Source organism: Flavobacterium sp. CG_23.5 (genome assembly GCF_017875765.1).
In the GTDB taxonomy this organism is placed as follows: Bacteria; Bacteroidota; Bacteroidia; order Flavobacteriales; family Flavobacteriaceae; genus Flavobacterium.
In genome coordinates this window covers 407,388-434,244 of sequence record NZ_JAGGNA010000001.1, presented here as the reverse complement: position 1 = coordinate 434,244, position 26,857 = coordinate 407,388, and the positions used below count along the sequence as shown (strand labels likewise).

Below are 26,857 nucleotides of genomic sequence, written 5' to 3'. Positions count from 1 at the left end.
AATAAAACCTGACAAATCATACAATCTGTCAGGTTTACCATTAACCAATAATCTATAACTACTAAAAGAAACCCAATTTCTTTTTATCATAAGAAATCAGCATATTTTTTATCTGACGATAATGTCCCAGCATCATTTTATGGTTTTCACGACCAATCCCTGATTGTTTGTACCCTCCAAAAGGAGCTCCTGCAGGATAAGAATGGTATTGATTAATCCACACACGACCAGATTGAATGGCTCTTGGAACCTGATAAATTTCGTGTGCATCACGCGTCCAAACTCCTGCTCCCAAACCGTACATCGAATCATTTGCAATAGCAATAGCTTCTTCCGTTGTTTTAAAAGTGGTAACAGCTAAAACAGGTCCGAAGATTTCTTCCTGAAAAATACGCATTTTATTATTCCCTTTGAAAAGCGTTGGTTTGATATAATAACCACCCGCAAAATCCCCTTCCATATGGTTTTCTTCACCGCCAGTTAATACTTCGGCACCTTCTTCTTTTCCTAATTTAATATAACTAAGGATTTTTTCTTTTTGCACCAATGAAGTCTGTGCTCCCATCATCGTGGTTCTGTCCAATGGATTACCCATTTTGATTGCCGCAGTTCTTTCGATTACTCGAGCAATAAATTTTTCGTAGATGTCTTCATGGACTAATAATCGAGAAGGACACGTACAAATTTCTCCTTGATTTAAGGCAAACATTACGGCGCCTTCAATCGCTTTGTCAAAGAAATCATCATCAGCATCACCAACGGATTTCATGAAAATATTTGGAGATTTTCCCCCTAATTCTAGTGTTACGGGAATAATATTTTCTGTGGCATATTGCATCACTAAACGACCGGTTGGCGTAGAACCTGTAAAGGCAGCTTTTGACACTTTTTTGTTGGTAACCAAAGCTCTTCCCAGCTCCGCACCAAAACCATTGACAATATTTACAACTCCCGGAGGAAGAATATCGCCTATTAATTCCATCAATACCAAAATAGAGATTGGCGTGCTTTCCGCTGGTTTTAGGACAACTGTATTTCCTGCTGCTAATGCTGGTGCTAATTTCCAAATCGCCATTAAAATTGGAAAATTCCAAGGAATAATTTGGGCAATTACACCCAATGGTTCACTTAAAGCAATAGAAACAGTTTGCGAATCCAGCTCAGCAATCGAACTTTCCTCAGCGCGAATTACTCCTGCAAAATATCTAAAATGGTCAATTGCCAAAGGCATATCGGCTGCTAAAGTCTCTCGAATCGCCTTTCCGTTATCAATAGTTTCAACGGTAGCAAGATATTCTAGATTATCTTCCATTACCTGAGCAATTTTATTCAATAAATTACTTCGTTCTGTAACAGATGTTTTTCCCCATGTTTGAAAAGCTTCATGCGCTTTATCAACAGCTAAATCAATATCCACTTTAGTTGAATGTGCCGCCCTTGTGAATACTTTTCCATCGATTGGAGAAACAACATCAAAATATTGTCCGCCGATTGGTGCAACGAAATTCCCTCCTATATAATTGTCATATTTTGCCTTAAATTCAGGTCTTTTAACTACGTTATTCATATCGTTATAATTTTTTATTTTCTCAAATTTAGGATCATTCAAGTCATTCGAATAGCACAATTCATTCAAGTGATAGCATTAAATTTTCATATGTGTTTTTTTAACGTTATTTTATTATTTAATTCTTATATATTTATATTTAAAACTAGTAAATTCTTATTTTTAATAACAGTAAAATGTGATAAATCAGTTATAAAAAACCAAAAAAATTGTTTCTTACTCCAACCTGCAATCCTTATATTTGCATTCTCATTAAAATTGACAGATGAAAATATCTTACAACTGGTTAAAACAATTCATTAAAATTGACTGGAAATCCGAAGAAACAGCAGCGCTACTAACAGATTTAGGTCTTGAAGTAGAAATTGTTGAAAAATACCAATCGGTAAAAGGCGGACTAGAAGGCATTGTTGTAGGACATGTGCTTACCTGTATTCAACATCCCGATGCGGACAGACTAAAAATAACAACAGTTGATTTAGGTGATGGGATTCCAGTTCAAATTGTTTGTGGCGCCAGTAATGTGGCCGCAGGACAAAAAGTACCGGTAGCTACCATTGGTACAACATTATATGATAAAGATGGTGTTGCTTTTTCGATTAAAAAAGGAAAAATACGAGGACAGGAAAGTCACGGAATGATTTGCGCCGAAGATGAATTAGGTCTCGGTGAAAGTCATGATGGAATTATGGTTCTTGACGATACTCTAAAAGCGGGAACTCCTGCCGCGACAGTTTTTAAAATTGAAAATGATGAAGTATTCGAAATTGGGTTGACACCTAATCGTGCCGATGCAATGAGTCATTTAGGGACTGCCCGTGATTTAAGAGCCGGAATGTTACAAAGTGGCGTGAGTGTTGAATTGATCACTCCTTCAGTAAGTAATTTTAGAGTTGATAAAAGAACATTGAAAATTGACATTGATGTAAAAGAGTCTAAACTGGCTCCTAGATATTGTGGTGTCACTATTTCTGGAATTACTATAAAACCGTCACCAGAATGGTTACAAAACCGATTAAAAGCTATTGGATTAAATCCAAAAAATAATATTATTGATGTAACTAATTATGTTTTACACGAATTAGGTCAGCCGTTACACGCTTTTGACGCTTCAAAAATAAACGGAAAAATAATTGTACAAACACTTCCTGCAGGCACTAAATTTACTACACTCGATGATGTTGAAAGAACATTGCACGAAGAAGATTTGATGATTTGCGATGAAAAAGGACCTTTGTGCATTGCAGGAGTTTTTGGAGGAAAAAAATCAGGAGTATCAGAAAACACTAATTCAATTTTCTTAGAAAGTGCCTATTTTAATCCTGTGAGTATTCGTAAAACAGCAAAAAGACATCAATTGAATACTGATGCTTCATTTCGTTTTGAAAGAGGTATTGACCCAACAATTACAGCTTACGCATTGAAACGTGCTGCTTTATTAATTAAAGAAGTGGCAGGCGGAGAAATTACTTCGGATATGGTTGATATGTATCCAAAGAAAATTGAGGATTTTTCAGTTTTTGTAAACTTCAGTAATGTTAATAAAATTATCGGTCAGGAAATATCAAAAGACACTATTAAGAAAATTTTAGTTTCTTTGGACATTAAAGTAAATAGTGTTTCTGATGCCGGATTGGGATTAACTATTCCTGCTTACCGTGTCGATGTTCAAAGAGAAATCGATGTTATTGAAGAAATCCTAAGAGTGTACGGTTATAACAATATTAATTTTTCTAAAAAATTAAATGCTACTGTTTCTAACTCACCAAGAAACGAAGATTATAAAATACAAAATAGTGTTGCCACACAATTGAACTCGCAAGGTTTTAATGAAATGATGGCCAATTCATTGACTACGGCATCGTATGTTGAGCTTTCTGAAGTTTTAAATTCAGCGCACAATGTCACCATGCTTAATCCTTTGAGTAATGATTTGGCAACAATGCGTCAATCCTTATTATTTTCAGGCTTAGAAGCGATTTCATACAATATCAATCGTAAAAATTCCGATTTAAAATTATTTGAATTTGGAAAAACATATCATAATTTGCCTTCAGGTTATGAAGAACGTAAACATTTAACCTTATTTCTTTCTGGAAACAGAAACCAAGAGAGTTGGACAAATGCGCAAAAACCTTCTGATTTCTTTTTATTCAAGGGTTACGTAAACGCTATTCTTTCAAGATTAGGTATTCAAAAAACACAAAATCTACCAGTTACCTCTGATGTATTTTCAGAAGGAATTGCTATTGGTTTTGGTGATGAAATTCTTGTGGAATTAGGTGTGGTAAAAAAATCAATATTGAAAAGTTTTGGAATAAAGCAAGAAGTATTTTTTGCTGATTTCAATTGGGCCTTAGTCCTAAAAATGATTTCAACAAAAATAAAATATACTGAGATTCCTAAATATCCAGAAGTACGTAGAGATTTAGCTTTGTTAATTGATCAAAATGTAACTTATGACAGTATTTATTCAATTGCACGACAAACGGAGAAAACCCTATTGAAAGACATTAATTTATTTGATGTATACGAAGGACAGAATCTTCCGGAAGGTAAAAAATCATATGCGTTAAGCTTTATTATCCAAGACAATTCAAAAACCTTGACGGATGTGCAAATTGATAAAATAATGAACAAATTACAAAAGAATTTTGAAACTGAACTTGGCGCAAGTTTAAGATAGATTTTATTTTTATAAATGTAAAAAATCCTAATTCTGAATTGAGAATTAGGATTTTTTTTGCGGCAAAAAGCCTGACCAATTGGCCAGGCTTTCTCAATAAACAATTCTCAACCTTAAATCAAATAGTTTATTTTTTTGGCAATAAAACTGCATTTACAACATGGATTACACCATTTGATTGATTAACATTTGCAATTGTAACTTTTGCTGATTTTCCATTTTCATCAGTAATATATAATTTTTTACCTTTCATCCATGCAGTAAGTGTTCCACCGCTAACTGTTTTCAACATTGCTTTTCCATTCCCCATTTTGATTGCTTTTGCAATTGCAGTTAAATTCATTTTTCCAGCAACAACGTGATACGTTAAAATAGTTTGCAACATTTTCATGTTTTCTGGTTTCAATAAGGTCTCAACAGTTCCTTTTGGTAATTTATCAAAAGCAACATTTGTTGGAGCAAAAACCGTGAATGGACCTTTGCCTTGTAAAGTTTCAACTAATCCGGCTGCTTTTACAGCTGCTACTAATGTGGTGTGGTCTTTTGAGTTTACCGCATTTTCAATAATGTTTTTTGTTGGATACATAGCAGCACCACCAACCATAACACTTTTTTGAGCGAAAGAAGTTGCTCCAAATACTAATGCAAATAATGCAATCGATAAAATTTTTCTAGTTTTCATAAAATCTATTATTAAAGTTATATAAAGGCATTTACGCAGTTAGATTGCTTTTGGTTTTAAAAAAACGAAAGTATTTTATAAATACTTATTTATCAAATAGATAAAACCTAAAAAATTTACGCTTCAAGAAAATATTTTATTTTTATAAATCTATTATTTAGTTACTCAATATATACTTATTTTTAATGCATTAAATTATAAGTCAAAATGGAGAAAAATTCTCAAGCTATTATTCAGGATAAAAAGAGTTCAAATCATATCATTCAAAGCCTTTTAGTAAACGTTATTATTGTAGTTGCTAAGGGATTCGCTGCTTTTATGACTGGATCGGGTGCGATGCTAGCAGAAACTATACATTCTTCTGCAGATTGTGCCAATCAGGTTTTATTGCTTTTAGGCATGAAACAATCCAGTCGACCAGCCGATGAACAACATCCTTTTGGTTACGGAATGTCTGTTTATTTTTGGTCTTTTATGGTGGCTATGCTCCTATTTTCTATTGGAGGAATGTTCTCCATCTACGAAGGAATTCATAAGTATAACACGCCTGAACCCGTTCACGAAATCGCATGGGGAATTGGTATTCTTCTTTTCGCCATAGGATTAGAAGGGTACGCCACCTACTCCAATATAGTGGAACTTAATAGAAGAAAAGGGAATGGCGGTTTCTTTAGTTATTTGCGCACTACAAAAGACAGTGATTTAATTGTGATTTTCGGTGAGAATTCCGCAGCGGTAATTGGTCTTTTTTTAGCTCTTACGGCATTATTAGCTTCCTATTATACTGGTGATAGCCGTTATGATGCCATTGGTTCGCTGGCAATTGGTATTGTTTTAATTTTAGTCGCAATTTTTCTTGCGGTCGAAGTAAAATCACTTTTAATCGGTGAAAGTGCAGATTCAATTATCCTGGAAACGATTGAAGCTATAATCGAAAAAGAACTGCACATTACTCAACTTCTAAATTGCAGGACTATTCAACAAGGTCCAGGGGAAGTTTTAGTCTGTATAAAAATAAAATGTAGTCCTGATCTTAACACGCAATCAATTAGTCGCTTGATAAACCATTTTGAAAATGAACTCAGATCCTTAAGACCTGAAGTAAAATGGCTTTATGTAGAACCGGATTCAGAAGAATGGAAATAATAACAGAAGAAATTTAACTATAGAAAAAGTCCACATTGCTGTGGACTTTACTATTTAAAAACCTCTAAAATTACTACGTTGATTATCTATAAACTTTTAATTACAAATTCACTACGTCTATTTAGTTCATGCTGTTCTTCCATACAAGATTCACTAGGTTCACATTTTATAATTTGAACAGATTCTCCGTAACCTTTAGCGATGATTCTGTTTGTGGTGTTTCAGCCCCTTAAATAATCGGACACAATTATAAATAGAAATCTATAATTTTGTACGATGGAAAAGAGAAAATTTACCAAAGAAGAGAAGCTAAAGATCATAAAGGAAGCTTCAGAACAAGGTGTTAAACCTACATTAGAGAAATATTCGGTATTTCCTGCGAGTTATTACTCATGGAAGAAGAAGATGGATACTATGGGCGAAGAGGGCTTCGCACATGGAATGACCCCCGCGCAGCTTAAACGAATCAGAGAACTGGAAAAAGAAAACAAGCTACTCAAAGAAATTGTTATTCAAAAAGAGCTTGAAGGCAAGTTAAAAGACGAATTGCTAAAAAAGAAATTCGCCTTGGAGAAAAAAAGGAACTCGTGAGAGGCTACATTTTTCAGGGCTTGAAGAAAGAAGTAGCATTTCAAATTTCAGCAATAACCAAGCACCAGTATTATTATCAAAACAAGCGGACTAATCAAGGAAGAAGTCCTTCTACGACGACTTTTTACACTGACAAGTACGGGCAAAAATTTGAAGTTTCAAATGATGTGATTATTGAAGAAATAAAGCAAGCTCATCAAGATCTCGACACAGATTATGGTCATCGGAAAATGGAAACTAGATTACAACTGATGGGTTACGATATTAATCATAAGAAAGTATATCGATTGATGAAAGGCGCACAATTATTGAAGGAACAACATCAAAAGCCTAGTAAAACCAGGGTAAAATACCGTAAGGTTTTTCCAAGTCAGCCCTTTGAAGTTTTGGAAATGGACATTAAATTTGTGTGGGTCGAGGAGTATAAAATGCATAGCTATGTGCTAACAACTATTGACACTTTTACCAGACTTGTTTTGCATTGGACGGTTGCCTATTCCATCAAAAAAGAAGATGTTAAAAGGGCATGGGAACATATTATAATAAATCATTTACAACCAAATAATTGCCTAGAAAAAGGGATTCATATTGAGGTTCGCAATGATAATGACAGTCGATTTTCGGCAAAAATGATTCAAAATTTCTTCAAAGATAACTACCTGAATCAAGTCTTTACACATCCATATACCCCACAGGAAAATGGACATATTGAGAGTTTTCATGCTATTTTAGCAAAAAAACTAAGACCTTTTCATTTTTGGACAATCGATGAATTGGAAGGTGTTTTGACCATTTTTTATGAGAAATACAATAATGAACGTCTACATTCCTCAGTTTGTAATTTACCTCCAAATATCTTTTTAGAATGCTGGAATAAAGGGCTAATCGAACAAAAAAGAGATGAAATAAAACGAAAAATAACATTCAAACTCAAAATCCCATACCAACAAATATCGGGCAATACGAGTCTGAAGTGCAGTTCCTTGCAAAATTTAGAGATTCCGCCTTTTTTTGTGGGTGAACTAAATTTTAGTGAAATCGAAATGACCAGGCCTGAAACATTTCTACAAACATCGGTGTAAAACTCGCCTTCGTTTGTTCCTTGCAAGACAAAGATATTGACTAATTGCGTATGTTTGTAAAACTTAAAATGTTAAAGTCCGATTATTAGGGGGCTAAACCAGTGGCAATTCCTTCATTAATAAAATACTCTTTTGTTGACTCCGCTCTATTAGAAGAAAGATTCATATTATAATTGCTATTGCCTCTATTATCAGTATGCGAACCAATTTCTACAACCATATTAGGGTACTTTTTCATTAACTCTATAACTCGATTTAAGATTGGTTTGGATTCTTTACGGATATACCATAAATCATAATCAAAATAGATAGGATCTGTCTTAATTAGCAATCGGTCTCTAACTTTTACAATATCTTTTTCTTTTGCGATAATATGTTCTATTTTTTCTTTTTCCTTAATTGATGCATTCTCTGTTTCTTTTTTAGCTACAATTTGCTTGTCTTTCTCCAACTGTTGAAGGGCAATTTGCTCTTCGTTTTTGATTGTTTCCAAGGTTTTCAAAGACATGGAAGCATCACTAGTTTTATTTCTTTCTTTTTTAAGTTTAAATGATTTTAAATCCTTTGTATAATTTTCTTTGGATGCAAAAACCGAATAACTGGTTTCACAAGCAACGCTAAAACTGAATTTTCCATCTTGTGAAGTCATAGTGTTTTGGATTTCCACCTTTTTGTCATTTTGCAAACTAACTAATGCATTCTCTAATGGCAATTTTGAATCCACATCTGTAATGATTCCAGTGATAAATTGCAAGCAATCTTCGATTAGTAAAGGCTTTATTTCTTTAAGTGCGTATATGTCATCGCCGCCTTTTCCACCCAATCTGTTAGATGATAAATAACCTTCTTTTGAATCCGAATCAATAGTAAAAGAAAAATCGTCATAACCAGAATTTACAGGCAATCCAATATTCATAGGTTTGGAGAACATATTGTCTTGTATTTCGGAGACAAAAACATCCAACGACCCATAACCTGCATGTCCATTAGAAGAAAAATACAATTTGTTGTCTTTCGATATAAAAGGAAATTGCTCCTTTTTATTTGTATTAATTTTGTTCCCTAAATTTTTTGGAGTTCCAAAAGCTCCTCCATTTATAGCTACGCAAAAAATATCAAATGAACCCAAAGTACCAGGCATATCTGATGCAAAATACAATGTTTTTTCATCAACACTCAGCGCGGGATGTTCTGTAGAATAGTCATCACTATTGAATGGTAGTGAAATTATATTTGTCCACTTTTTATCTATGAATTCTGCTTTAAAAATTTGAAGGTTCGAAATCTTATCTGTGTTTTTACCTCTTTTTCCTTTTTTAAAATTATTTCTGGTGAAATAAATTGTTTTTCCGTCTTTTGTAAAAATAGCACTTGCCTCATGCATTGCTGTGTTCAACTCTTTTGAAAAATCATTTACAATTGAATCGGCTGAATCGACATTTTTTAAAGGAATTGAAACTAAATCCAGATAGCCTTCATTATTCCACTTGTATGTTTTGTCAAACATTGCTGATTTTTTTTTGACTCCTGAAAAAATCACATTTTCACCTTCTTTGACTGCACCAAACTCTGAATTTACAGAATTTATTGCCAGATTTTTTATTTCGAATCTATTTCCTATTGCTGATACATTTTCAAGTTCAGCATTTTCTTTTTCAAAATCAAGCAAGGCTTGTTTGTTATTTGAACCAGAGAGATAAACTCGGATAAGCGCATTTGATTCTTCGTAATTCCCTGTTGCTTTCAATGTTTGAGAGTATTTGAAGTAGTATTCCTCTTCAAGATCTTTATTGAATCTGGTAATCAAAAAACGATACTCTTTGTGTGCATTCACATAATCATTGGTGTAATAATAACAATCCGCCAAGTTTTTCACCACATCAATAGAGCGATTTTCTTGAATGATATTCTCATACAAAGGGATTGCTTCGCTGTAAAAAGTCCGTTCAAAAAAGCGTTTGGCTCTTTGTAAGTCCTGAGTTTGGGCATTTATAAGCTGTATTGAAAATACAATTAAAATTAGAAATACTCTTTTCATGTTTATTTTTTTAGAAGAACCTCGGTGATTTATCATATCCTTTGCTTAATAAATCTAAATTGAATAATATAAAAATTTCATGAGTCCCTGAATTAAACTGTCCCAGATTAGAAATCGTGTAATCATAGGCATAACCCACTCTAATTATCGGGGTTACCTTTACATTCATTAAAGCGCTTACCGCATCTCCAAACCTGTAAGCTGCACCAAACTCAAATTTTTCATTATACAACAGGTTGGTAGAAATATCTAAAGTTACCGGTGCTCCTTTCACGAATTTTGACATAAAGGCCGGTTTTAATTTGAATGAATCTGACAGCGTAAAGACATAGCCTCCGCTAAAAAAAGCATGGATATTTTCTGAACCAAATGCATAAATTCCAGAACGCTCTTCAATTTTTTTTGAAGAAAGTAAATTTGGAGCAGATAAACCTATATAATATCTATCGGTAAAATAAAATGCTCCTACTCCAATATTTGGAAGTGTTTTATTGACGTCTTCGGAAAAAGCAAGATCTGTTGAAGCATCACCACTTTCAAATACAAACCCATTGAAATTAGTTTTAAATGTTGTAAAGCCAGCTTTTAATCCTAAGGAAAGACGATGTGAATTATTCAATTGAAGTACGTATGCAAAATCTGCAGAAAAATTATCTTCTTTTTTTGCACCATCTCCAATATGATCAGAAACCAATGAAAAACCCATTTCTATTTTTTTGTCGATTGGCATATGTGCAAAAAGAGTCAGTGTTTTTGGAGCACCAACCGTTCCAACCCACTGTGTTCTATACATTGTACCTATATCTAACATTGATTGCATACCTGTAGCATAGGCAGGATTTACCACGTTCATATTATACATATATTGAGTATATTGCGGGTCTTGTTGTGCTGAGGAATTAGTTATAAAAAATAAAAAACTTACAAATAGTATGGTTTTTTTCATTTGAAATTTAAGTTTAAAGTAATAAAGAATATTTATCGGTTCAGATAAAGTCGACCTTGCTCAGGTGATTTGTTGTCTTTATTATAATTGATTATATAAAAATAAATTCCGTTTGGTGCAAATCCATCAATTGCAATTTTTGAATCGGAATTTTTCCCATCCCAATTTGGCTTATTTTTATTGCCTGTGTACATTAAATTTCCGTATCTATTATAAATTTCCAACGAATAGTCAGGAAATAGAAATTCAATATTTGGAATCTTGAAAGTTTCATTGACAGTATCGCCGTTTGGAGAAAACCCGTCAGGAATAAATAATTTATTTGGCAGAATACAATTGGTGAGCGATACTGTAACTGCCAACACGTTCGAATAACAGTTTGTGGTATTGGAAAAATCGAATCCGTAATAAGTATATCCTTCTTTAAGCAATTCTGTTGATGGTAATTTCGCGCCATTTGCAGCAGCGTCAAACCAAGTTATGGTTCCGTTAGTAAGAGTATTAGCAGTCAAACTTTGCAAAGTAGGTTTGTCTAAACCGCAAAAGTTTTGTCCGTCTTGGATTAGTATTGGAGGTTGTACTTCATTTAGTGTAACATTAACCACTGCTCGCCCAGATTCACATCCAGTAGTTGCATTCACCTCTTTCACGTAATAATTTTTAGAAGCCAAAAGAGTGCTGTTACCTAAAATAGTTGTACTTGTTAATGAATCAAACCATTGGAACTTACTTCCGTTTGGCAATAAATTTGCAACTGTTTTATTTTCATTTTTACAAAAATTTAAATTGCTTACTATTGGTACATTTGGATTTGGATTGATCGTAAAACTCTTGGTACCATTACTAATCATAGCTCCACAGCCGTTGGCATTGTCAATTAAGTCATTGATAACAAAAGATGTTATTCCGGCATTGGCAAGAAAAACAGCAGGAATAGTGAAATTTGCATTACCCTTATCTACAGCTATCGTTACTGTTTGGTTTGTCCCCGAATTGGATCCTGTAAGATTATAATTAAGGGTAACATTCGTCAAAGTACCTAATCCTGCAAGTACTACCGAAATGGGCTGGTTTTGACAAACATCTTTTATATCTAGCGTAAGGTTTGGAACTTCGGGTAACGGTTTTATTACAAATGCTTTAGATAAATTTGACGTATTAGTACAACCAGTAGTTAAATTTGTAATATTTGTATTTAAAATTTTGCAATCCCCAACTTTAGGAATTAAGTTAGCCGGAATAATAAAACTCCCAAATCCATTGGTAACGGCACAAACCGTTCGCTGGGCAACGGCTGAATTGCTTCCTGATAAATCATAAACAACACTATAATTCCCATCCGTTAAATTTGTATCTCCAGAAATTTTAACTGTCGCACCAAAGCCTTTACATACAGGATCGATGGCTAGCGTTGCATTGTTGATTCTTGGTAATGGATAAACATGAAGAACATCTGAAATAGTTCCAATTATATTGTTACAGGCACCAAAACTTCCCGTCTTTACTACCTTTTTTATACTGACAGTGTAATTGTCAACTTGCGGAAAATAAATTCGGTTTATATCAAAAACTAAAACGCCATTACTAAAATCTGCCACTGAAGTATTCGTAACCGTTGATGAAATTCCTGCAATTTCATACGTGACGTAATAACTGCCATTAGGTATTTTTTTAGTTCCCTGATTTAAAACAGCTTTATAGGTAGCCGTACCAATTTCGTTTTCACAAATATCCGAGTTTATTACAAAATTAGCTCCAGTGAAATCGAGTAGCTCTTCTATAATGATACTTACAACAGATGTTTTAATATCACAAATAGGGTTTGTTGGCAAAACCGAATAACTAAAATTATAAACTCCAGCCCCAAAAGTATTATAGATATGCTGAACATCCACAATTGAATCAAAACGACTTGATAGTTCGTTAGTACTGGATTCTGCCCAAGTACCATTAGGATCTTCTCCAGTCAATTTGTCTTTCAAATTTAAATTACTGTATAACGCCAAATTATCAGTATTACATAATAATAAATTGGCAGCAATTCCAGGATTTGGAGCAGGATAAATAGTAACATAAGTGTTTGAAGATTGCGCAGGGCAAGTTCCTATTGCCGGCACGGTATAAGTGAAAGAATAACTTCCTACTCCAGCAATTTCAGCATTAAGTAGATTTCCCGTTAACGCGTTTGTATTATTGTTGTCAATCCATTTTCCCCCAGATTGTGGGTTGAGATAATTTCCATCAAATGCATGAAACAAATTAAAATTGAGATTATCACTGCAAACAGAAACATTTGGGCTTGTAATTCCAGAATATGCTCCTATCGTGACACTTATGGTAGCAGAGTCTTTACAACCACTAACATTATCAATGGTATAGGTATAAGTATAAACACCACTAGAACGAATAACTTGTGCGTTCAATATTCCTGTAAAAAGATTTAATCCGCCTGATTTAAGATTATCTTTCCAAATTCCGCCATTCGTATGGGCTCCTAAAAGGTTAAAAAGATTGATTGACTTGCTACTTGGATTTGGAATATCACAAACTGTAATGCTGTTATCTTTTCCTGCGCATTGTGCATTGGTTTTTGTTACCGAAAAAAAGAAAACTAGGATATATAGAAAAAGTAGAAAGAGCTGTTTTGATGGTAAAAGTATTTTTAAATTCATAAAAATTTCTTAATTTAATTCAAAAATAAGCTAATTATTAGATTAATATTCTTTTTTAGAAATAAAACCTAATAATCGCAGCAATCTAATTATTGATGAGAATTAGAAATTAGAAATAGAAAAAACGGCTTCATTCTGGCTGTCTGACAACTAAAAAAAGATTTGTGAATAAAATCTGAACAATAAGATCGGATACAAATTGACTTCATACAACATTTATTTTTGCCGAATGGAAATAAAATATCGAAAATAGATAATTAAACATAAAAAAAGCCTCACATTACTGTGAGGCTTTTTACTATTTAAGAAATATTGAGAATTATTTTTTCTCTGATTTTTCCATTTTAGCTTTCAATGCTGCTAATACATCATTGTTATCACCTAAAGTTGCAGCAGCTGGTGCATTTGCAGATGAAGATGCAGATGAAGTATTTTCAGTTGCAGTTTTCACATTTTTCTCTTCTTCTTCACGGAAGATAGCAGTGTGAGATGCAACTACTCTTTTAAATTCTTTGTTGAATTCGATTACTTTGAAATCAGCTGATTCTCCTTTTTTCAATTTCTTACCATCTTCTTTTTCAAGGTGACGAGTAGGAATGAAAGCAACGATATCATCTCCGAATTCTACAGTAGCTCCTTTGTCAACGATTTCAGAAATTTCACCGTTGTGGATAGTTCCTACAGCGAAAGAATCTTCATACTGATCCCAAGGATTAGCAGTAGTTTGTTTGTGACCTAAAGATAATTTACGTCCTTCAACATCTAATTCTAATACTACTACATCAAGTTTCTCACCAACGTTTACAAATTCAGATGGGTGTTTGATTTTCTTAGTCCAAGATAAGTCAGAGATGTAAATTAATCCATCAATTCCTTCTTCTAATTCTACGAAAATACCAAAGTTTGTAAAGTTTCTAACGATACCTGTATGTTTAGAACCTACTGGGTATTTAGAAGTGATATCAGTCCAAGGATCTTGAGACAATTGTTTGATACCTAATGACATTTTGCGGTCATCTCTGTCTAAAGTTAAGATAACTGCTTCAACAACATCTCCTACTTTTACGAAATCTTGAGCAGAACGTAAATGAGTAGACCAAGACATTTCAGAAACGTGGATCAAACCTTCAACACCTTCAGCAACTTCGATAAATGCACCATAATCAGCGATTACAACTACTTTACCTTTTACTTTGTCTCCAATTGCTAATTTAGCATCTAGAGCATCCCAAGGGTGAGCGTTCAATTGTTTCAATCCTAATTGAATTCTTGTTTTCTCATCATCGAAATCAAGGATTACAACATTTAATTTTTGATCTAATTCAAGAACTTCAGATGGGTGGTTGATTCTTGACCAAGAAAGGTCAGTAATGTGAATCAATCCATCAACTCCACCTAGGTCAATAAAGACACCATAAGAAGTAATGTTTTTAACAACACCTTCTAATACTTGTCCTTTTTGTAATTGACCGATGATTTCTTTTTTCTGGATTTCGATATCCGCTTCAATAAGCGCTTTATGAGAAACAACAACATTTTTGAATTCGTGGTTAATTTTTACCACTTTGAATTCCATCATTTTGTTTACATATACATCGTAGTCTCTAATTGGTTTAACATCAATTTGAGATCCTGGTAAAAACGCTTCAATTCCGAAAACGTCAACGATCATACCACCTTTAGTTCTGCATTTTACAAAACCATTAACGATTTCTCCTGTTTCGTTCGCCGAAATAACTCTATCCCATGATTTGATAGTACGTGCTTTTCTGTGAGATAATACTAATTGACCTGTTTTATCCTCACGGATGTCAATTAATACTTCAACAGTATCACCTACTTTTAATGCTGGGTTGTAACGGAATTCATTCAATGAAATAACACCTTCCGATTTTGCGTTGATATCAACGATAACGTCTCTATCTGTAATTCTAACAACTGTACCATCAACCACTTCTTCTTGATCAGTAGCGATAAATGTTTTTGAAACTAGTTCTTCGAATTCTAATAAGTTTTTCTCATCAACAGCATCAATACCTTCTTCGAAATTGTGCCAGTTAAAATTTGCTAAAAACTCTTCTTGTGATTTTACTTGTTCAGACATGCTGATTAAAAATTTGTATTCTGTATTCTCTCGAGTTTCTTAATGTGCTAGAAAACAACAGAAGTTGTTTGTATAATTAGTTGAACCCTAAAGGAAACTCTTATTCACCAAAAGGACTGCAAAAGTAACACTTTTATCTTAAATAGCAAAATATTTATATTGTGATAATCAGTTGATTATTAGGAGCAGAACATTTTGCGATTTTCAAGAACTCTGCTCCCGCTTTCCGCTGTATCTTTTATATAGCTTCCAGCCTTCAAAAGGCTGGAAGCTATATAAAAGGATGCCGCTTCACTCGGGGCTAATTTACTTTAATCCGTATTTATAAACATAAAAAAAACCGATAACTATTTTTCAGTTATCGGTTTCTATTTATTATCTGCCGCTTTTTAGTGACTCACTTTAGAAACATCTTCTGGATAATGCTTGTGCTTGAACAAAACAGCAAAAGCAACCGCGATAATTAAAGCATATCCGGCAAACGAAAGCCAAATGTTATGCCAATCCCTAACCCCATCATGTGTGAAAAATTTATCGATTACAATTCCACTAACTATTCCGCCAAAGAAAGCACCAAAACCATTAGACATCATCATAAATAATCCTTGAGCACTAGAACGAATTCTAGAGTCGGTAGTGGTTTCAATAAATAATGAACCTGAAATATTGAAAAAATCAAATGCCATTCCATAAACAACACAAGACATAACAATCATCCATAGCCCATCAGCTGGATTTCCATAAGCAAACAATCCAAAACGTAAAACCCATGCCAACATTGAAATCAGCATTACTTGTTTTATTCCAAATCTTTTTAAGAAAAATGGAATGGCCAAAATGAACAAGGTTTCCGAAATTTGAGAAATAGACATGATAATTGTAGAATATTTTACCACAAAAGAATCTGCATATTGAGGAACATTTGCAAATTCAGATAAATAAGTATCACCGTACATATTTGTCAGTTGCAACGCACCGCCCAAAAACATAGAAAAAATGAAAAACAATGCCATTTTATAGGTTCCAAACAACTTAAATGCATCCAACCCTAATTTTTTAGCGAAAGTAGAATCCTCGGCAATTAATTTTTGTGGTGGACATTTTGGCAACGCAAAAGAATAAATCCCTAAAACGAAAGACGCAAAGGCTGAAATATAAAACATATTAGCAGATGCTTTATTTCCTGATAAATTAGTAATCCACATCGCAACAATAAACCCAATTGTTCCCCAAACTCGAATAGGAGGAAAAACTTTAACCACATCAAAATTGTTGTTTTTCAATATGTTATAAGCAACTGAATTTGACAAAGAAATTGTAGGCATATAACACAGCATTGCTGCAAATATTACCCAATAAAAAGTAGTAGGATTATCCACCTGCGGAATATAGCAGATCGCTAAACCACCTAAAATATGTAGTATTCCATATAATTTCTCGGCATTGATCCATCTGTCAGCTATAATCCCCGTAATTGCAGGCATTATTATCGAAGAAATCCCAAGAGTTGAAAAAACGGCTCCAAATTCGGCTCCGCTCCATTGTTTTGTACCAAACCAATAATTTCCAACAGTAATCAACCACGCTCCCCAAACAAAGAATTGAAGAAAACTCATTACCGTCAATTTATTTTTAATCCCCATAAGATGAATTGTATTTTATATTTTTAAAAAATAACAAAGCGTAAATCTAATATTAAAAAAGAGATTTGCAAATATTTATAGCGTTTTAGTAATTTCATTTACTAAATCTAAAACAACTTGAAACTGTTCTTCACGACTGAGATGTGAATTATCAATTTCAATCGCATCATCCGCTTTTACCAAAGGTGAATCAACTCTATGAGTATCAATGTAATCGCGTTCTTCCACATTTTTCAAAACCGCTTCATAGCTTACATCATCTCCTTTTTGTTGCAACTCATCAAAACGCCTTTGTGCTCTTGTACTTGCACTTGCCGTCATAAATATTTTCAGTTCAGCATCAGGAAAAACTACAGTCCCAATATCTCTGCCATCCATAACAATCGCTTTATCTTTTCCCATTTCCTTTTGTTGCTCCACTAATTTGGTTCGAACCTCAGAAACTTCGGCTACTTTGCTTACAAAATTTGAAACTTCGATTTTTCGAATGGCTATTTCTACATTAACATCGTTTAAATACATTTCGGCAAAACCCAAATCAGGATTAAATTTGAAGTGTAATTTTATAAATGGCAAGCTGTTTATTAATGATTCTTTGTCAAAAAAATCAGGATTTATGTATCCGTTTTGCATCGCAAAAAAGGTTACTGCACGATACATCGCTCCAGTATCTACATATACATATCCTAATTTTTTGGCGAGTTGTTTTGCTAAAGTGCTTTTTCCAGTTGAAGAGAATCCATCTATTGCGATAGTAATTTTTTTATCCAAAATGATATTATTGTAAGTTAATAGTTAATCCAAACAAACTCGTATTTCCAGCCGATGTATATCTAGAATACGAATAATTAAATTTTAATTTATTCATTTTAAGTCCAAAACCAACTGAAATCCCAGAGAAATTCCGTTGATCTACAATCCTTAATTCTTCTGCTCTACGAAAATTATACCCCAATCGGAAATTGAATGCTTTTTTAGGAAAAAGTTCAACACCCACAATCACATGACGCAAACCATTATTTAGTACTGAAACTTTTTCCTCACTTGAACTTCCATCGATTGATCCTTGAGCTCTTTCCGGATTAGAAAAGGAAATATTCCATTGTTGCAAATTCTCTAAAGTAAGATGCCAGCGAATTGGAACATTAGATAATTCCTGTGAAACGCCAGCTATAATTTCTAATGGTAATTTTTCATTTGTACCCGAATAAGTGGTGAATTGGGTTCCAATATTTCGAATTACCAAACCCCAATTCACATCATTTCTTTCATCGATGAAAAGTGCGCCTAAATCAATCGCGCCTCCAAGAGAATTGTAACTCTCTAAAGTCGAAGAAATCAATTTTGCATTAGCGCCAAGATGAATGGTAGTATTTGGAATGTTGTAGGCATAACCAACGGAAAGGGCAATTTCACTTCCAGTAAATTCTGATGTAGGTTGACCATTTTCATCATAACCTTCAAAATTTCCATAATTAACATAATTTACGCCTGCTTGAAAAGTTTGCAAATGGCGATCATAAGTGTAAGCATAAGAAGCTGTCCCATAAGTAACTTCTTTATAATAGCTCCCATAATTTAAAGCCAGATGATTGTCCATCTCTACATTTAATGTTGCAGGATTAAAATTAACCTGATTCACATCGTCATCATATATGGTAATAACTTTTCCTCCTAAAGCTGCTTGTCTTGGCGAGGTAACCAAATTTAAAAACTGATAAATATGCTTCCCTCCTATTTGACTGTGGGACACAGAACAAACCGAAAAAAAAGAGAATAATAAAAGTTTTTTGAGCATGCTTTAAATGGCTGTTGATGTAAAGTAAAACGCAAATGCGAAGATAAAATTATAATCATATATATCCCATTTTTCCTTTCGAAGTTTCGACGCAAATTCGAAATAAAACAAAAATTCCAAGATTAAAACTTAAAGAATTAAGCAATAATCTTGGAATTTAATTTGAATAAAAAAAATATCTTATAAAACTTTTGCGTTTTTAACTTTTTGATCAGTCAAAGCAAATTTCAAAACGTCACTCATTTCCCTAACATAATGAAAAGTAAGTCCTTCAAGATATTCCGGTTTTATTTCATCAATATCACTTTTATTATCCTGACATAAAATAATTTCTTTTATGTTCGCTCTTTTTGCTGCCAAAATCTTTTCCTTCAGTCCTCCAACAGGCAATACTTTTCCTCTTAGGGTAATTTCTCCTGTCATCGCTAGATTTTTCTTCACTCTCTTTTGTGTTAAAAGAGAAACCAAAGAAGTCAACATGGCAATTCCAGCACTAGGACCATCTTTTGGGGTAGCTCCTTCGGGAACATGCAAGTGAATATTATATTTTGATAGCAATTCTGAATCCAGACCTAAAAGAGCAGTATTAGCTTTGATATATTCCAAAGCAATTGTTGCCGACTCTTTCATCACAGTTCCCAAATTCCCAGTTATGGTCATTCCTCCTTTTCCTGGAGAAAGTAAAGATTCTATGAAAAGAATATCACCACCAACAGACGTCCAAGCCAAACCTGTAACTACGCCAGCAACATCATTATTTTCATATTTATCACGTTCTAATCTAGGAACACCAAGGGTTTTAATAATATCTTGATCCGTAACCTTTTTATTGTACTCCTCTTCCATTGCAACTGATTTGGCCGCATTACGAATCACTTGTGCAATTTTAGCTTCCAGACCACGAACTCCAGATTCGCGCGTATATCCTTCCACAATTTTTTCCAATTGTTTTTTTCCAATAGTCAAATCTTTCGAAGTCAAGCCGTGTTCTTTCAATTGTCTTGGAAATAAATGCTGACGCGAAATTTCTACTTTTTCTTCAATAGTATATCCTGACATTTGTATAATTTCCATTCTGTCTTTCAAAGCAGGCTGGACTGTAGCCATATTATTTGAAGTGGCAATAAACATGACTTTTGACAAATCATATCCCATTTCCAAGAAATTATCATAAAACGAATTATTTTGTTCCGGGTCTAAAACTTCCAGTAAAGCAGAAGATGGATCACCGTGACTGCCGTTTGACAATTTATCAATTTCATCCAAAACAAAAACTGGATTTGATGTCCCGGCTTTTTTCAAACTTTGAATTATTCGGCCAGGCATTGCACCGATATAGGTTTTTCTGTGTCCTCGTATTTCCGCTTCATCACGCAAACCACCGAGCGAAATTCGAACATATTTTCTGCCTAATGCTTCAGCAATTGATCGTCCGATAGAAGTTTTTCCAACTCCCGGAGGTCCTGTCAAACAAATAATTGGGGATTTCATATCATTTCGCAATTTTAAAACTGCCAAATGTTCTATCATTCTTTTCTTAACGTCTTCTAATCCAAAATGGTCCCTGTCAAGAATTTTTTGTGCTCGTTTTAAATCGAAGTTATCTTTTGAATACTCATTCCACGGCAAATCTAAAAACAATTCTAAATAGTTTCTTTGAATTCCAAAATCAGGTGCTTGAGGATTCATTTTACGCATTTTAGCTAACTCTTTCTCGAAATGCTTTTGCGTTTTTTCGTCCCATTTTTTTGATTTGGCTTTCAAACTCATTTCATCCATTTCCTCTTCCTGAGAAACGCCACCCAATTCTTCTTGAATGGTTTTCATTTGTTGGTGAAGGAAATATTCGCGTTGTTGTTGATCTAAATCAAAACGAACTTTAGATTGAATATCGTTTTTTAATTCGAGTTTTTGTAACTCAATATTCATATAACGCAATGTCTCTAATGCTCTTAATTTCAATTCATTAATTGCCAGTAAGTCTTGTTTTTCCTTGACAGATAAATTCATGTTTGAAGTAACAAAATTGATCAAAAACGATTGGCTTTCAATATTTTTGATTGCAAATGTTGCTTCCGTTGGAATATTTGGACTTTCTTTAATTATTTGAATAGCAAGTTCCTTAACCGAATCAAGAATTGCAACAAACTCCGTGTCGTGTTTAGCAGGTCTTTTTTCTGCAATTTCTTTAATATTTGCAACTATATAAGGGGCTTCCGAAACAACGTTGTCAATTTCAAATCGTTTTTTTCCTTGAAGAATAACCGTTACGTTTCCATCGGGCATTTTTAAAACACGAAGAATTCTTGCTACAGTTCCTACTTTATGGATATCTTCTGTCGTGGGATCTTCGTCTTCCTCATTTTTTTGAGCAACAACACCAATGACTTTACCAGCAGCATTTGCATCATTAATTAATTTTATGGATTTGTCTCTTCCAGCCGTAATTGGTATTACCACTCCAGGAAACAAAACCATATTTCGAAGAGGCAAAATCGCTAATGATTCGGGCAATGCTTCATTGTTCATCTCCTCCTCATCTTCAGGAGTTAATAATGGTATTAAATCTGCTTCGGTATCAAATTCTTGAAGTGACAGATTGTCAATTGTAAGTATTTTATGATTTGACATATATTTATTTAAGTCTTTTTGTCATTAAAAATTTTAATTTGTCAAGCAAATATAAGCTATCATACTATTATTTTAAATAAAATCGCTGTATGACACTAATAATTTGTACAACCCTAAAAGAGACAATCATTGTGCCAAAATACAGGCTAAAGTGCATAGATTTACGTAAATTTAATTAACTCAATTCATAAAATAACGCTGAAGTATACAATTAAAACGAAAGGTAATTCTATGGAAGTTTATTTTAGTTCGTTATAAAATAAATCCTTGATTATTTTTTTATTTCTATAGTTCTCTTTAATTTAAAACTTCTTGCTTTGGAACTCTTCTAAGTAAAAAGACACCAGTAATAAAAAAGACACCAAGAAATACAATTGCTAATCTTGGGCTTCCCGTTATTTGATCAATAATACCATAAACAAGCATTCCAATGACAATTCCAATTTTTTCTGAAACATCAAAAAAACTAAAGAACGAAGCTGTATCCTCAGTTTCTGGTAATAATTTAGAGTAAGTAGAACGAGATAAAGATTGAATTCCTCCCATTACAAGTCCAACTAAGCCAGCCATAATGTAAAATTGCAACGGTGACGTAATAAAATATGCTGCAGCACAAAGTAAGACCCAAAAACAATTTATAACAATCAAAGTAGGAATGTTTCCAAATTTTTCAGAAGCCTTAGAAGTTAACCAAGCACCAACAATTGCGACCAATTGAATTAACAAAATACAAATTATTAAACCCGTCGTACTGTCGCTTTTAGATTCCCAAGCTATTTCTTGCGCCCCAAAATAAGTGGCGATAAGCATTACGGTTTGAACAGCCATACTGTAAACAAAAAAACTAAGCAAATACTTTTTCAAAGCTAAATTCTCACTCAATAAACCCCAAACTTTTTTTAGTTCTTTGAAGCCATTAAAAATAACCGCATGCGTTACTTTTCGTTCGGCATTTTTATTCCCTTTTGGTAAGTAATAGTACGTATATTGACTGAAAACAATCCACCATATACCAACCATTATAAAGGAATACCGCATGGCCTTCATCGCAGCTTCTCCCTTAGTTCCAGAAATACCAAAAATATCTGGCATCATAATCATTGCCAAATTAACAATCAATAAAATAACGCTTCCTGCATAACCCAACGAATATCCTTTGGCGCTTGTATCGTCTTGTTGCTCAACAAAAGCAATATCAGGCAAATATGAATTATAAAACACTAAACTTCCCCAAAATCCAATCAGACCTAGAAAATAAAACAATAAGCCGATATAAATATTTTCTAAACTAAACCAATATAATCCCACACAAGATAATGCGCCTAAATAACAGAAAAACTTCATGAACGTTTTTTTATTACCGACATAATCTGAAATTCCAGACAGCAATGGAGAGATAAATGCCACCATCAAAAAAGCAAATGCAGTAACAAAACTTATTAAAGCTGAATTTTTAAAACTAAAACCAAAAACTAAAATGTAATGATTTCTGTCTGAAAACAAAGCTTCATAAAAAATTGGAAAAACAGCGGATGAAATCACCAATGGATAAACTGAATTTGCCCAATCATAAAAAGCCCAAGCGTTTAATAATTTTTTACTGCCTTTTGGTAGGTTTGCCATATTATAATTTTTTTGCTACGAATTTATTTGTTTTTTGCATAGAATTTCAAAAAATAGCACTAAATCGTACATTAATATTTCGTTAAGGAGATATCTGCTCTCCTCTTTTAATTAAATGCAAAAAAAAAGCTATTCTCGAAAGAATAGCTTGAATAGATATGAAAATTAATTTATTTGCAAATGTTTAAAAAAAAATTTACAATGAATTTAAAAAAATAAAATTATCTACGAATAATTCCAACTTTCGCAGCTGTTGCTCGAGCTTCCGGAATTAATGCTTTTAAATTTGCGATCCTAGTGGCATCTGCAGGGTGAGTACTAAGAAATTCTGGTGGCGATTGACCCTTTGACTGCGCTGCCATTCTTTGCCAAAAAACAATAGCATCATCTGGATTATAACCCGCAATTGCCATCAGAGTAAGTCCAATTTTATCAGCTTCACTTTCATGACTTCTGCTAAAAGGAAGCATTACTCCCACTTGAGAACCTAATCCATAATATTGTTGCCACATTTGTTGTTTTTCAGCGCTTTGACTACCGCTTGCAACTGCTACTCCTACTGCGCCTAATTGTTGTAATTGACCCGCACTCATACGTTGCGCTCCATGATTTGCTAATGCATGTGAAACTTCATGTCCTAAAACGGTAGCTAAACCAGAATCATCTTTCGTGATAGGTAAAATTCCCGAGTAAACCACAATCTTTCCACCAGGCATACACCAAGCATTCACTTCTTTATTATCAACCAATTTATATTCCCAACGATAATCGTTTAGATATTGTGTTTGTCCTAAATAAGTTAAATATTTTTCTGATGCCATTTTAATTCTTGTTCCTACTGTTTCAACTCTTCTTGCATCAGCAGTTCCTTCTATGACTTTATTTGCCTTTAAAAAAGTTCCATATTGTTGAAATGATGATGGAAACAATTCACTATTTGAAACAAAGTTCAAACTCTTTTTTCCTGTAATTGGATTAGTGGCACAAGAATAAACTAACCCTAATGCACAAATTCCTAATAATATATGTTTTTTCATAATTTTAAGTTTTATTATTACACAAAAATACAAATAGTTATCAATTATTCTCTTACATAATTACTTTCAAAAGTATCAACTTTTTTGGTTATTCCCCAATTATATGTAACTCGGTAAATTCCTTATCTACGATTAAATAATTATCCTCTTCAAAAGATTTTTGATCAAATGAAATTTTGACATTATCTACTTCGATAGTATTTATAGTAAAAGGCAATCCTATTAAATTTATTTTATACTTAGAATATGGAGTATCATATTTCCCTTCTTTATGCAACTGAATGATCAACTCTTTCTCTTTCCCCGTTGTTTGAAATGATAAAAAACTATATCTCCCTTTTTTATAATCATATCCATCTTGAGCATCCTCATAAACTACTGATTTTTCTTTACCTTCTTTGTAATAAATTTCCAAAGTTAATTCGTCAAATTCTAGCTCACCTACATATTGTTGCACAGGATATTTAGGAATAACAGAGCCAGCTTTCACAAAAAGTGGTATTTGATCAAATTTAGTATCCACCCAAATTTCTTTTCCGCCTTTGATTTCCTCGTTTGTCCAATAATTATACCACTGTCCTCTAGGTATATACATCCTTCTACCTAAAGAGTTTGGTTCAAGAATAGGGCAAACTAGAATTTGATTACCAAACACAAATTCGTCATTTCTATAATGTGTTTGAATATCTTCCTGATCATAATATACCAATGGTTTTAGCATCGGTATTCCTTCTTCAATATATTGCCAAAACATGGTATATAAATAGGGCAATAATTGGTACCGAAGGTTGACAAATTTTCTAGTAATATCAATCACTTCTTCGTCAAAAGCCCAAGGCTCTTGATCGCCATGATCACCAGAAGAGTGAGTTCTACAAAAGGGATGAAAAACACCTAACTGAATCCAACGAGCGTACAATTCGCCAGACGGTTGCTCCGCAAATCCACCAATATCTGAACCAGTGAAACCCATTCCTGAAATAGACATTCGCTGTACTTGAATATTAGCTATCCACAAATGTTCCCAGGTTGCTACGTTATCACCTGTCCAAGAAGAGGTGTATCGTTGCGCACCAGAATAAGCTGATCTTGTTATGATAAAAGGTCTTTTGGGATAAGCAAATCTTTTAACACCGTGATAAGTTGCTCTGGCCATTTGTGTTCCATAAATATTATGGGCTTTTCTATGACTGCAAGGATTTCCATCATAATCGTGACGCACATCCATTGGGAATGTTTTATTGGGAACTTCCATAACGGCAGGTTCGTTCATGTCATTCCATACTCCTTTTACACCAATGTCTGAAATTAATTCTTTAAATAATCCTGCCCACCATTCTCTAACTGCTGGGTTTGTATAATCGGGAAAGTTACATTCTCCAGGCCATACTTTTCCTTTCATATAAGGACCATCCGCTCTTTTGCAGAAATAATCTTTTTCTAAAGCTTCTTTATATACAGAATATTCTTTGTCAATTTTTATACCCGGGTCAATGATTACAACAGTTTTGAAACCATCTTCGGCGAGTTCAGCCACCATTCTTTTTGGATCAGGAAAATATTCTTTGTTCCAAGTGAAACAGCGAAAACCTTCCATATAATCAATATCCAAATAAATGGCATCACAAGGAATTTTCAATTCACGAAATTTGGCCGTAACTTCTTTTACATTACTTTCGGGATAGTAACTCCATTTACATTGGTGATATCCTAGCGCCCATAAAGGTGGTAATTCCGGTTTACCAGTCAAATCAGTATAAGTAGTAACCACATCTTGCATTTGAGGACCATAAATGAAATAGTAATTCATCTCTCCACCTTCAGCCCAAAAACTAGTTACATTTCTTCTTTCGTGACAAAAATCAAAATAGGTGCGAAAAGTATTATCAAAGAAAATTCCGTACGATTGTTTATTTTGTAATCCAATATAAAAAGGAACAACTTTATACAATGGTTCTTGGTCTTTTTGAAAAGCATATTGATCAGTAGCAAAATTCTCCAATCTTTTTCCTTTCAAATTCAACTGTGTAGCTTTATCACCAAGTCCATAAAAGCATTCTCCATCCTTCGAAGCTTTACTCATTTTGACGATATTACCCCCATATTCGTAGCTTTCCTCCCAATGAAAACCTAATTCATCTTCTAAAATTATATTTTCATTCAAATCAAAAATAGATAATCTCATATCTGCTTTTTGAATTCTACATTGTACTTTGCTTGTTTTTATCTGGTAATAGTCCGCAACTTCCGAAACTTCAAGAAAATTATATCCATGCGAATGACTTTTATCAATTGCATAGGAAAAATCATTGCTGAAATATCCTTTGGTCGTAAATCTAAACCGTATTAAACTATCTCTTAATACAGTTACTTTTAGTATAACACTATTATCAGTATGAAAACTTATTGAATCTACTTCATGCTCAAAAGAGACTATTTTTGTAGGATATAAATCTCCTTTATATTCTAATTCTGTGTTTGTAATCATTTTCTGTGGAATTATTTATATTCAAAATTGGGTAGTCAAAAATACAAAATTACTTCATAAGCCTATGTATATCTGATGTTTATTAACGAAAACGTTGTAGTTGTTTAACAACGAGATTTAGAG

At 33.5% G+C, this 26,857-nt stretch carries 17 protein-coding genes; 4 read left to right on the top strand and 13 right to left on the bottom strand.

All coding sequences use genetic code 11. From position 1 onward, the window contains the following. Nucleotides 1-61: 61 nt before the first annotated feature. Entirely contained in the window at nucleotides 62-1,567 is a 1,506-nt protein-coding gene (locus H4V97_RS01745) for an aldehyde dehydrogenase family protein (RefSeq protein ID WP_209548755.1), read from the bottom strand. Nucleotides 1,568-1,832: 265 nt separating this feature from the next. Here H4V97_RS01745 and pheT point away from each other — a divergent pair, with 265 nt between their 5' ends. After that, the gene (gene pheT / locus H4V97_RS01740; RefSeq protein ID WP_209548754.1) at nucleotides 1,833-4,253 is read left to right on the top strand and encodes a phenylalanine--tRNA ligase subunit beta; all 2,421 of its coding nucleotides are present in this window, start codon (nucleotides 1,833-1,835) and stop codon (nucleotides 4,251-4,253) included. Between the two features lie 127 nt (nucleotides 4,254-4,380). Here pheT and H4V97_RS01735 read toward each other — a convergent pair whose 3' ends face one another. Beyond that, nucleotides 4,381-4,935, bottom strand: coding sequence for a fasciclin domain-containing protein (locus tag H4V97_RS01735; protein WP_209548753.1), 555 nt, complete (start codon nucleotides 4,933-4,935; stop codon nucleotides 4,381-4,383). A gap of 207 nt (nucleotides 4,936-5,142) precedes the next feature. On the opposite strand from H4V97_RS01735, the gene H4V97_RS01730 reads away from it, so the two are divergent. The 3 genes from H4V97_RS01730 to H4V97_RS01720 all read left to right on the top strand — a co-directional run bounded on the left by H4V97_RS01730 (nucleotide 5,143) and on the right by H4V97_RS01720 (nucleotide 7,754). Beyond that, nucleotides 5,143-6,081 carry a cation diffusion facilitator family transporter gene (locus H4V97_RS01730; RefSeq protein ID WP_209548752.1) on the top strand — a complete coding sequence of 313 codons (939 nt, stop codon included), beginning with the start codon at nucleotides 5,143-5,145 and terminating at the stop codon, nucleotides 6,079-6,081. A gap of 276 nt (nucleotides 6,082-6,357) precedes the next feature. Continuing rightward, the gene (locus H4V97_RS01725) at nucleotides 6,358-6,672 is read left to right on the top strand and encodes a transposase (protein ID WP_196851622.1); all 315 of its coding nucleotides are present in this window, start codon (nucleotides 6,358-6,360) and stop codon (nucleotides 6,670-6,672) included. Continuing rightward, entirely contained in the window at nucleotides 6,669-7,754 is a 1,086-nt protein-coding gene (locus tag H4V97_RS01720) for a DDE-type integrase/transposase/recombinase (protein WP_196851621.1), read from the top strand. The genes H4V97_RS01725 and H4V97_RS01720 overlap by 4 nt, the downstream gene beginning before the upstream one ends. A gap of 85 nt (nucleotides 7,755-7,839) precedes the next feature. On the opposite strand, the gene H4V97_RS01715 is transcribed toward H4V97_RS01720, so the two are convergent. From H4V97_RS01715 to H4V97_RS01665, 11 genes are all read right to left on the bottom strand, one after another. Next, nucleotides 7,840-9,792, bottom strand: coding sequence for an OmpA family protein (locus H4V97_RS01715; RefSeq protein ID WP_209548751.1), 1,953 nt, complete (start codon nucleotides 9,790-9,792; stop codon nucleotides 7,840-7,842). Between the two features lie 10 nt (nucleotides 9,793-9,802). Further along, nucleotides 9,803-10,738, bottom strand: a complete 936-nt coding sequence (locus H4V97_RS01710) for a type IX secretion system membrane protein PorP/SprF (RefSeq protein WP_209548750.1) — start codon at nucleotides 10,736-10,738, stop codon at nucleotides 9,803-9,805. A gap of 32 nt (nucleotides 10,739-10,770) precedes the next feature. Beyond that, a complete protein-coding gene (locus tag H4V97_RS01705; protein WP_209548749.1) occupies nucleotides 10,771-13,410 on the bottom strand; it encodes a gliding motility-associated C-terminal domain-containing protein in 2,640 nt (879 codons plus the stop codon). A 319-nt stretch (nucleotides 13,411-13,729) separates the two neighbouring features. Then, complete coding sequence (gene rpsA, locus H4V97_RS01700; RefSeq protein WP_196851343.1) at nucleotides 13,730-15,514, bottom strand: 30S ribosomal protein S1; 1,785 nt, start codon at nucleotides 15,512-15,514, stop codon at nucleotides 13,730-13,732. Between the two features lie 389 nt (nucleotides 15,515-15,903). Further along, a complete protein-coding gene (locus H4V97_RS01695; protein ID WP_209548748.1) occupies nucleotides 15,904-17,157 on the bottom strand; it encodes a nucleoside permease in 1,254 nt (417 codons plus the stop codon). 75 nt (nucleotides 17,158-17,232) lie between these two features. Beyond that, on the bottom strand, nucleotides 17,233-17,928 hold the full coding sequence (gene cmk / locus H4V97_RS01690; RefSeq protein ID WP_209548747.1) for a (d)CMP kinase: 696 nt from the start codon (nucleotides 17,926-17,928) through the stop codon (nucleotides 17,233-17,235). A 7-nt stretch (nucleotides 17,929-17,935) separates the two neighbouring features. Next, nucleotides 17,936-18,955: a type IX secretion system protein PorQ gene (gene porQ / locus H4V97_RS01685; protein WP_209548746.1), complete on the bottom strand. Its 1,020-nt coding sequence runs from the start codon at nucleotides 18,953-18,955 to the stop codon at nucleotides 17,936-17,938. Between the two features lie 180 nt (nucleotides 18,956-19,135). Further along, on the bottom strand, nucleotides 19,136-21,586 hold the full coding sequence (lon, locus tag H4V97_RS01680; RefSeq protein ID WP_209548745.1) for an endopeptidase La: 2,451 nt from the start codon (nucleotides 21,584-21,586) through the stop codon (nucleotides 19,136-19,138). A gap of 297 nt (nucleotides 21,587-21,883) precedes the next feature. Continuing rightward, nucleotides 21,884-23,209 carry an MFS transporter gene (locus H4V97_RS01675; protein WP_209548744.1) on the bottom strand — a complete coding sequence of 442 codons (1,326 nt, stop codon included), beginning with the start codon at nucleotides 23,207-23,209 and terminating at the stop codon, nucleotides 21,884-21,886. Between the two features lie 221 nt (nucleotides 23,210-23,430). Further along, the gene (locus H4V97_RS01670; protein WP_196851337.1) at nucleotides 23,431-24,246 is read right to left on the bottom strand and encodes a M48 family metallopeptidase; all 816 of its coding nucleotides are present in this window, start codon (nucleotides 24,244-24,246) and stop codon (nucleotides 23,431-23,433) included. 88 nt (nucleotides 24,247-24,334) lie between these two features. Further along, a complete protein-coding gene (locus H4V97_RS01665) occupies nucleotides 24,335-26,734 on the bottom strand; it encodes a glycoside hydrolase family 31 protein (RefSeq protein ID WP_209548743.1) in 2,400 nt (799 codons plus the stop codon). Nucleotides 26,735-26,857: the final 123 nt, after the last annotated feature.

What these genes read in the sequence shown, in the direction of transcription:
- H4V97_RS01745 (WP_209548755.1), bottom strand. Translation starts at nt 1,567, where the DNA reads ATGAATAACGTAGTTAAAAGACCTGAATTTAAGGCAAAATATGACAAT.
- pheT (WP_209548754.1), top strand. Translation starts at nt 1,833, where the DNA reads ATGAAAATATCTTACAACTGGTTAAAACAATTCATTAAAATTGACTGG.
- H4V97_RS01735 (WP_209548753.1), bottom strand. Translation starts at nt 4,935, where the DNA reads ATGAAAACTAGAAAAATTTTATCGATTGCATTATTTGCATTAGTATTT.
- H4V97_RS01730 (WP_209548752.1), top strand. Translation starts at nt 5,143, where the DNA reads ATGGAGAAAAATTCTCAAGCTATTATTCAGGATAAAAAGAGTTCAAAT.
- H4V97_RS01725 (WP_196851622.1), top strand. Translation starts at nt 6,358, where the DNA reads ATGGAAAAGAGAAAATTTACCAAAGAAGAGAAGCTAAAGATCATAAAG.
- H4V97_RS01715 (WP_209548751.1), bottom strand. Translation starts at nt 9,792, where the DNA reads ATGAAAAGAGTATTTCTAATTTTAATTGTATTTTCAATACAGCTTATA.
- H4V97_RS01710 (WP_209548750.1), bottom strand. Translation starts at nt 10,738, where the DNA reads ATGAAAAAAACCATACTATTTGTAAGTTTTTTATTTTTTATAACTAAT.
- H4V97_RS01705 (WP_209548749.1), bottom strand. Translation starts at nt 13,410, where the DNA reads ATGAATTTAAAAATACTTTTACCATCAAAACAGCTCTTTCTACTTTTT.
- rpsA (WP_196851343.1), bottom strand. Translation starts at nt 15,514, where the DNA reads ATGTCTGAACAAGTAAAATCACAAGAAGAGTTTTTAGCAAATTTTAAC.
- H4V97_RS01695 (WP_209548748.1), bottom strand. Translation starts at nt 17,157, where the DNA reads ATGGGGATTAAAAATAAATTGACGGTAATGAGTTTTCTTCAATTCTTT.
- porQ (WP_209548746.1), bottom strand. Translation starts at nt 18,955, where the DNA reads ATGCTCAAAAAACTTTTATTATTCTCTTTTTTTTCGGTTTGTTCTGTG.
- lon (WP_209548745.1), bottom strand. Translation starts at nt 21,586, where the DNA reads ATGTCAAATCATAAAATACTTACAATTGACAATCTGTCACTTCAAGAA.
- H4V97_RS01675 (WP_209548744.1), bottom strand. Translation starts at nt 23,209, where the DNA reads ATGGCAAACCTACCAAAAGGCAGTAAAAAATTATTAAACGCTTGGGCT.
- H4V97_RS01670 (WP_196851337.1), bottom strand. Translation starts at nt 24,246, where the DNA reads ATGAAAAAACATATATTATTAGGAATTTGTGCATTAGGGTTAGTTTAT.
- H4V97_RS01665 (WP_209548743.1), bottom strand. Translation starts at nt 26,734, where the DNA reads ATGATTACAAACACAGAATTAGAATATAAAGGAGATTTATATCCTACA.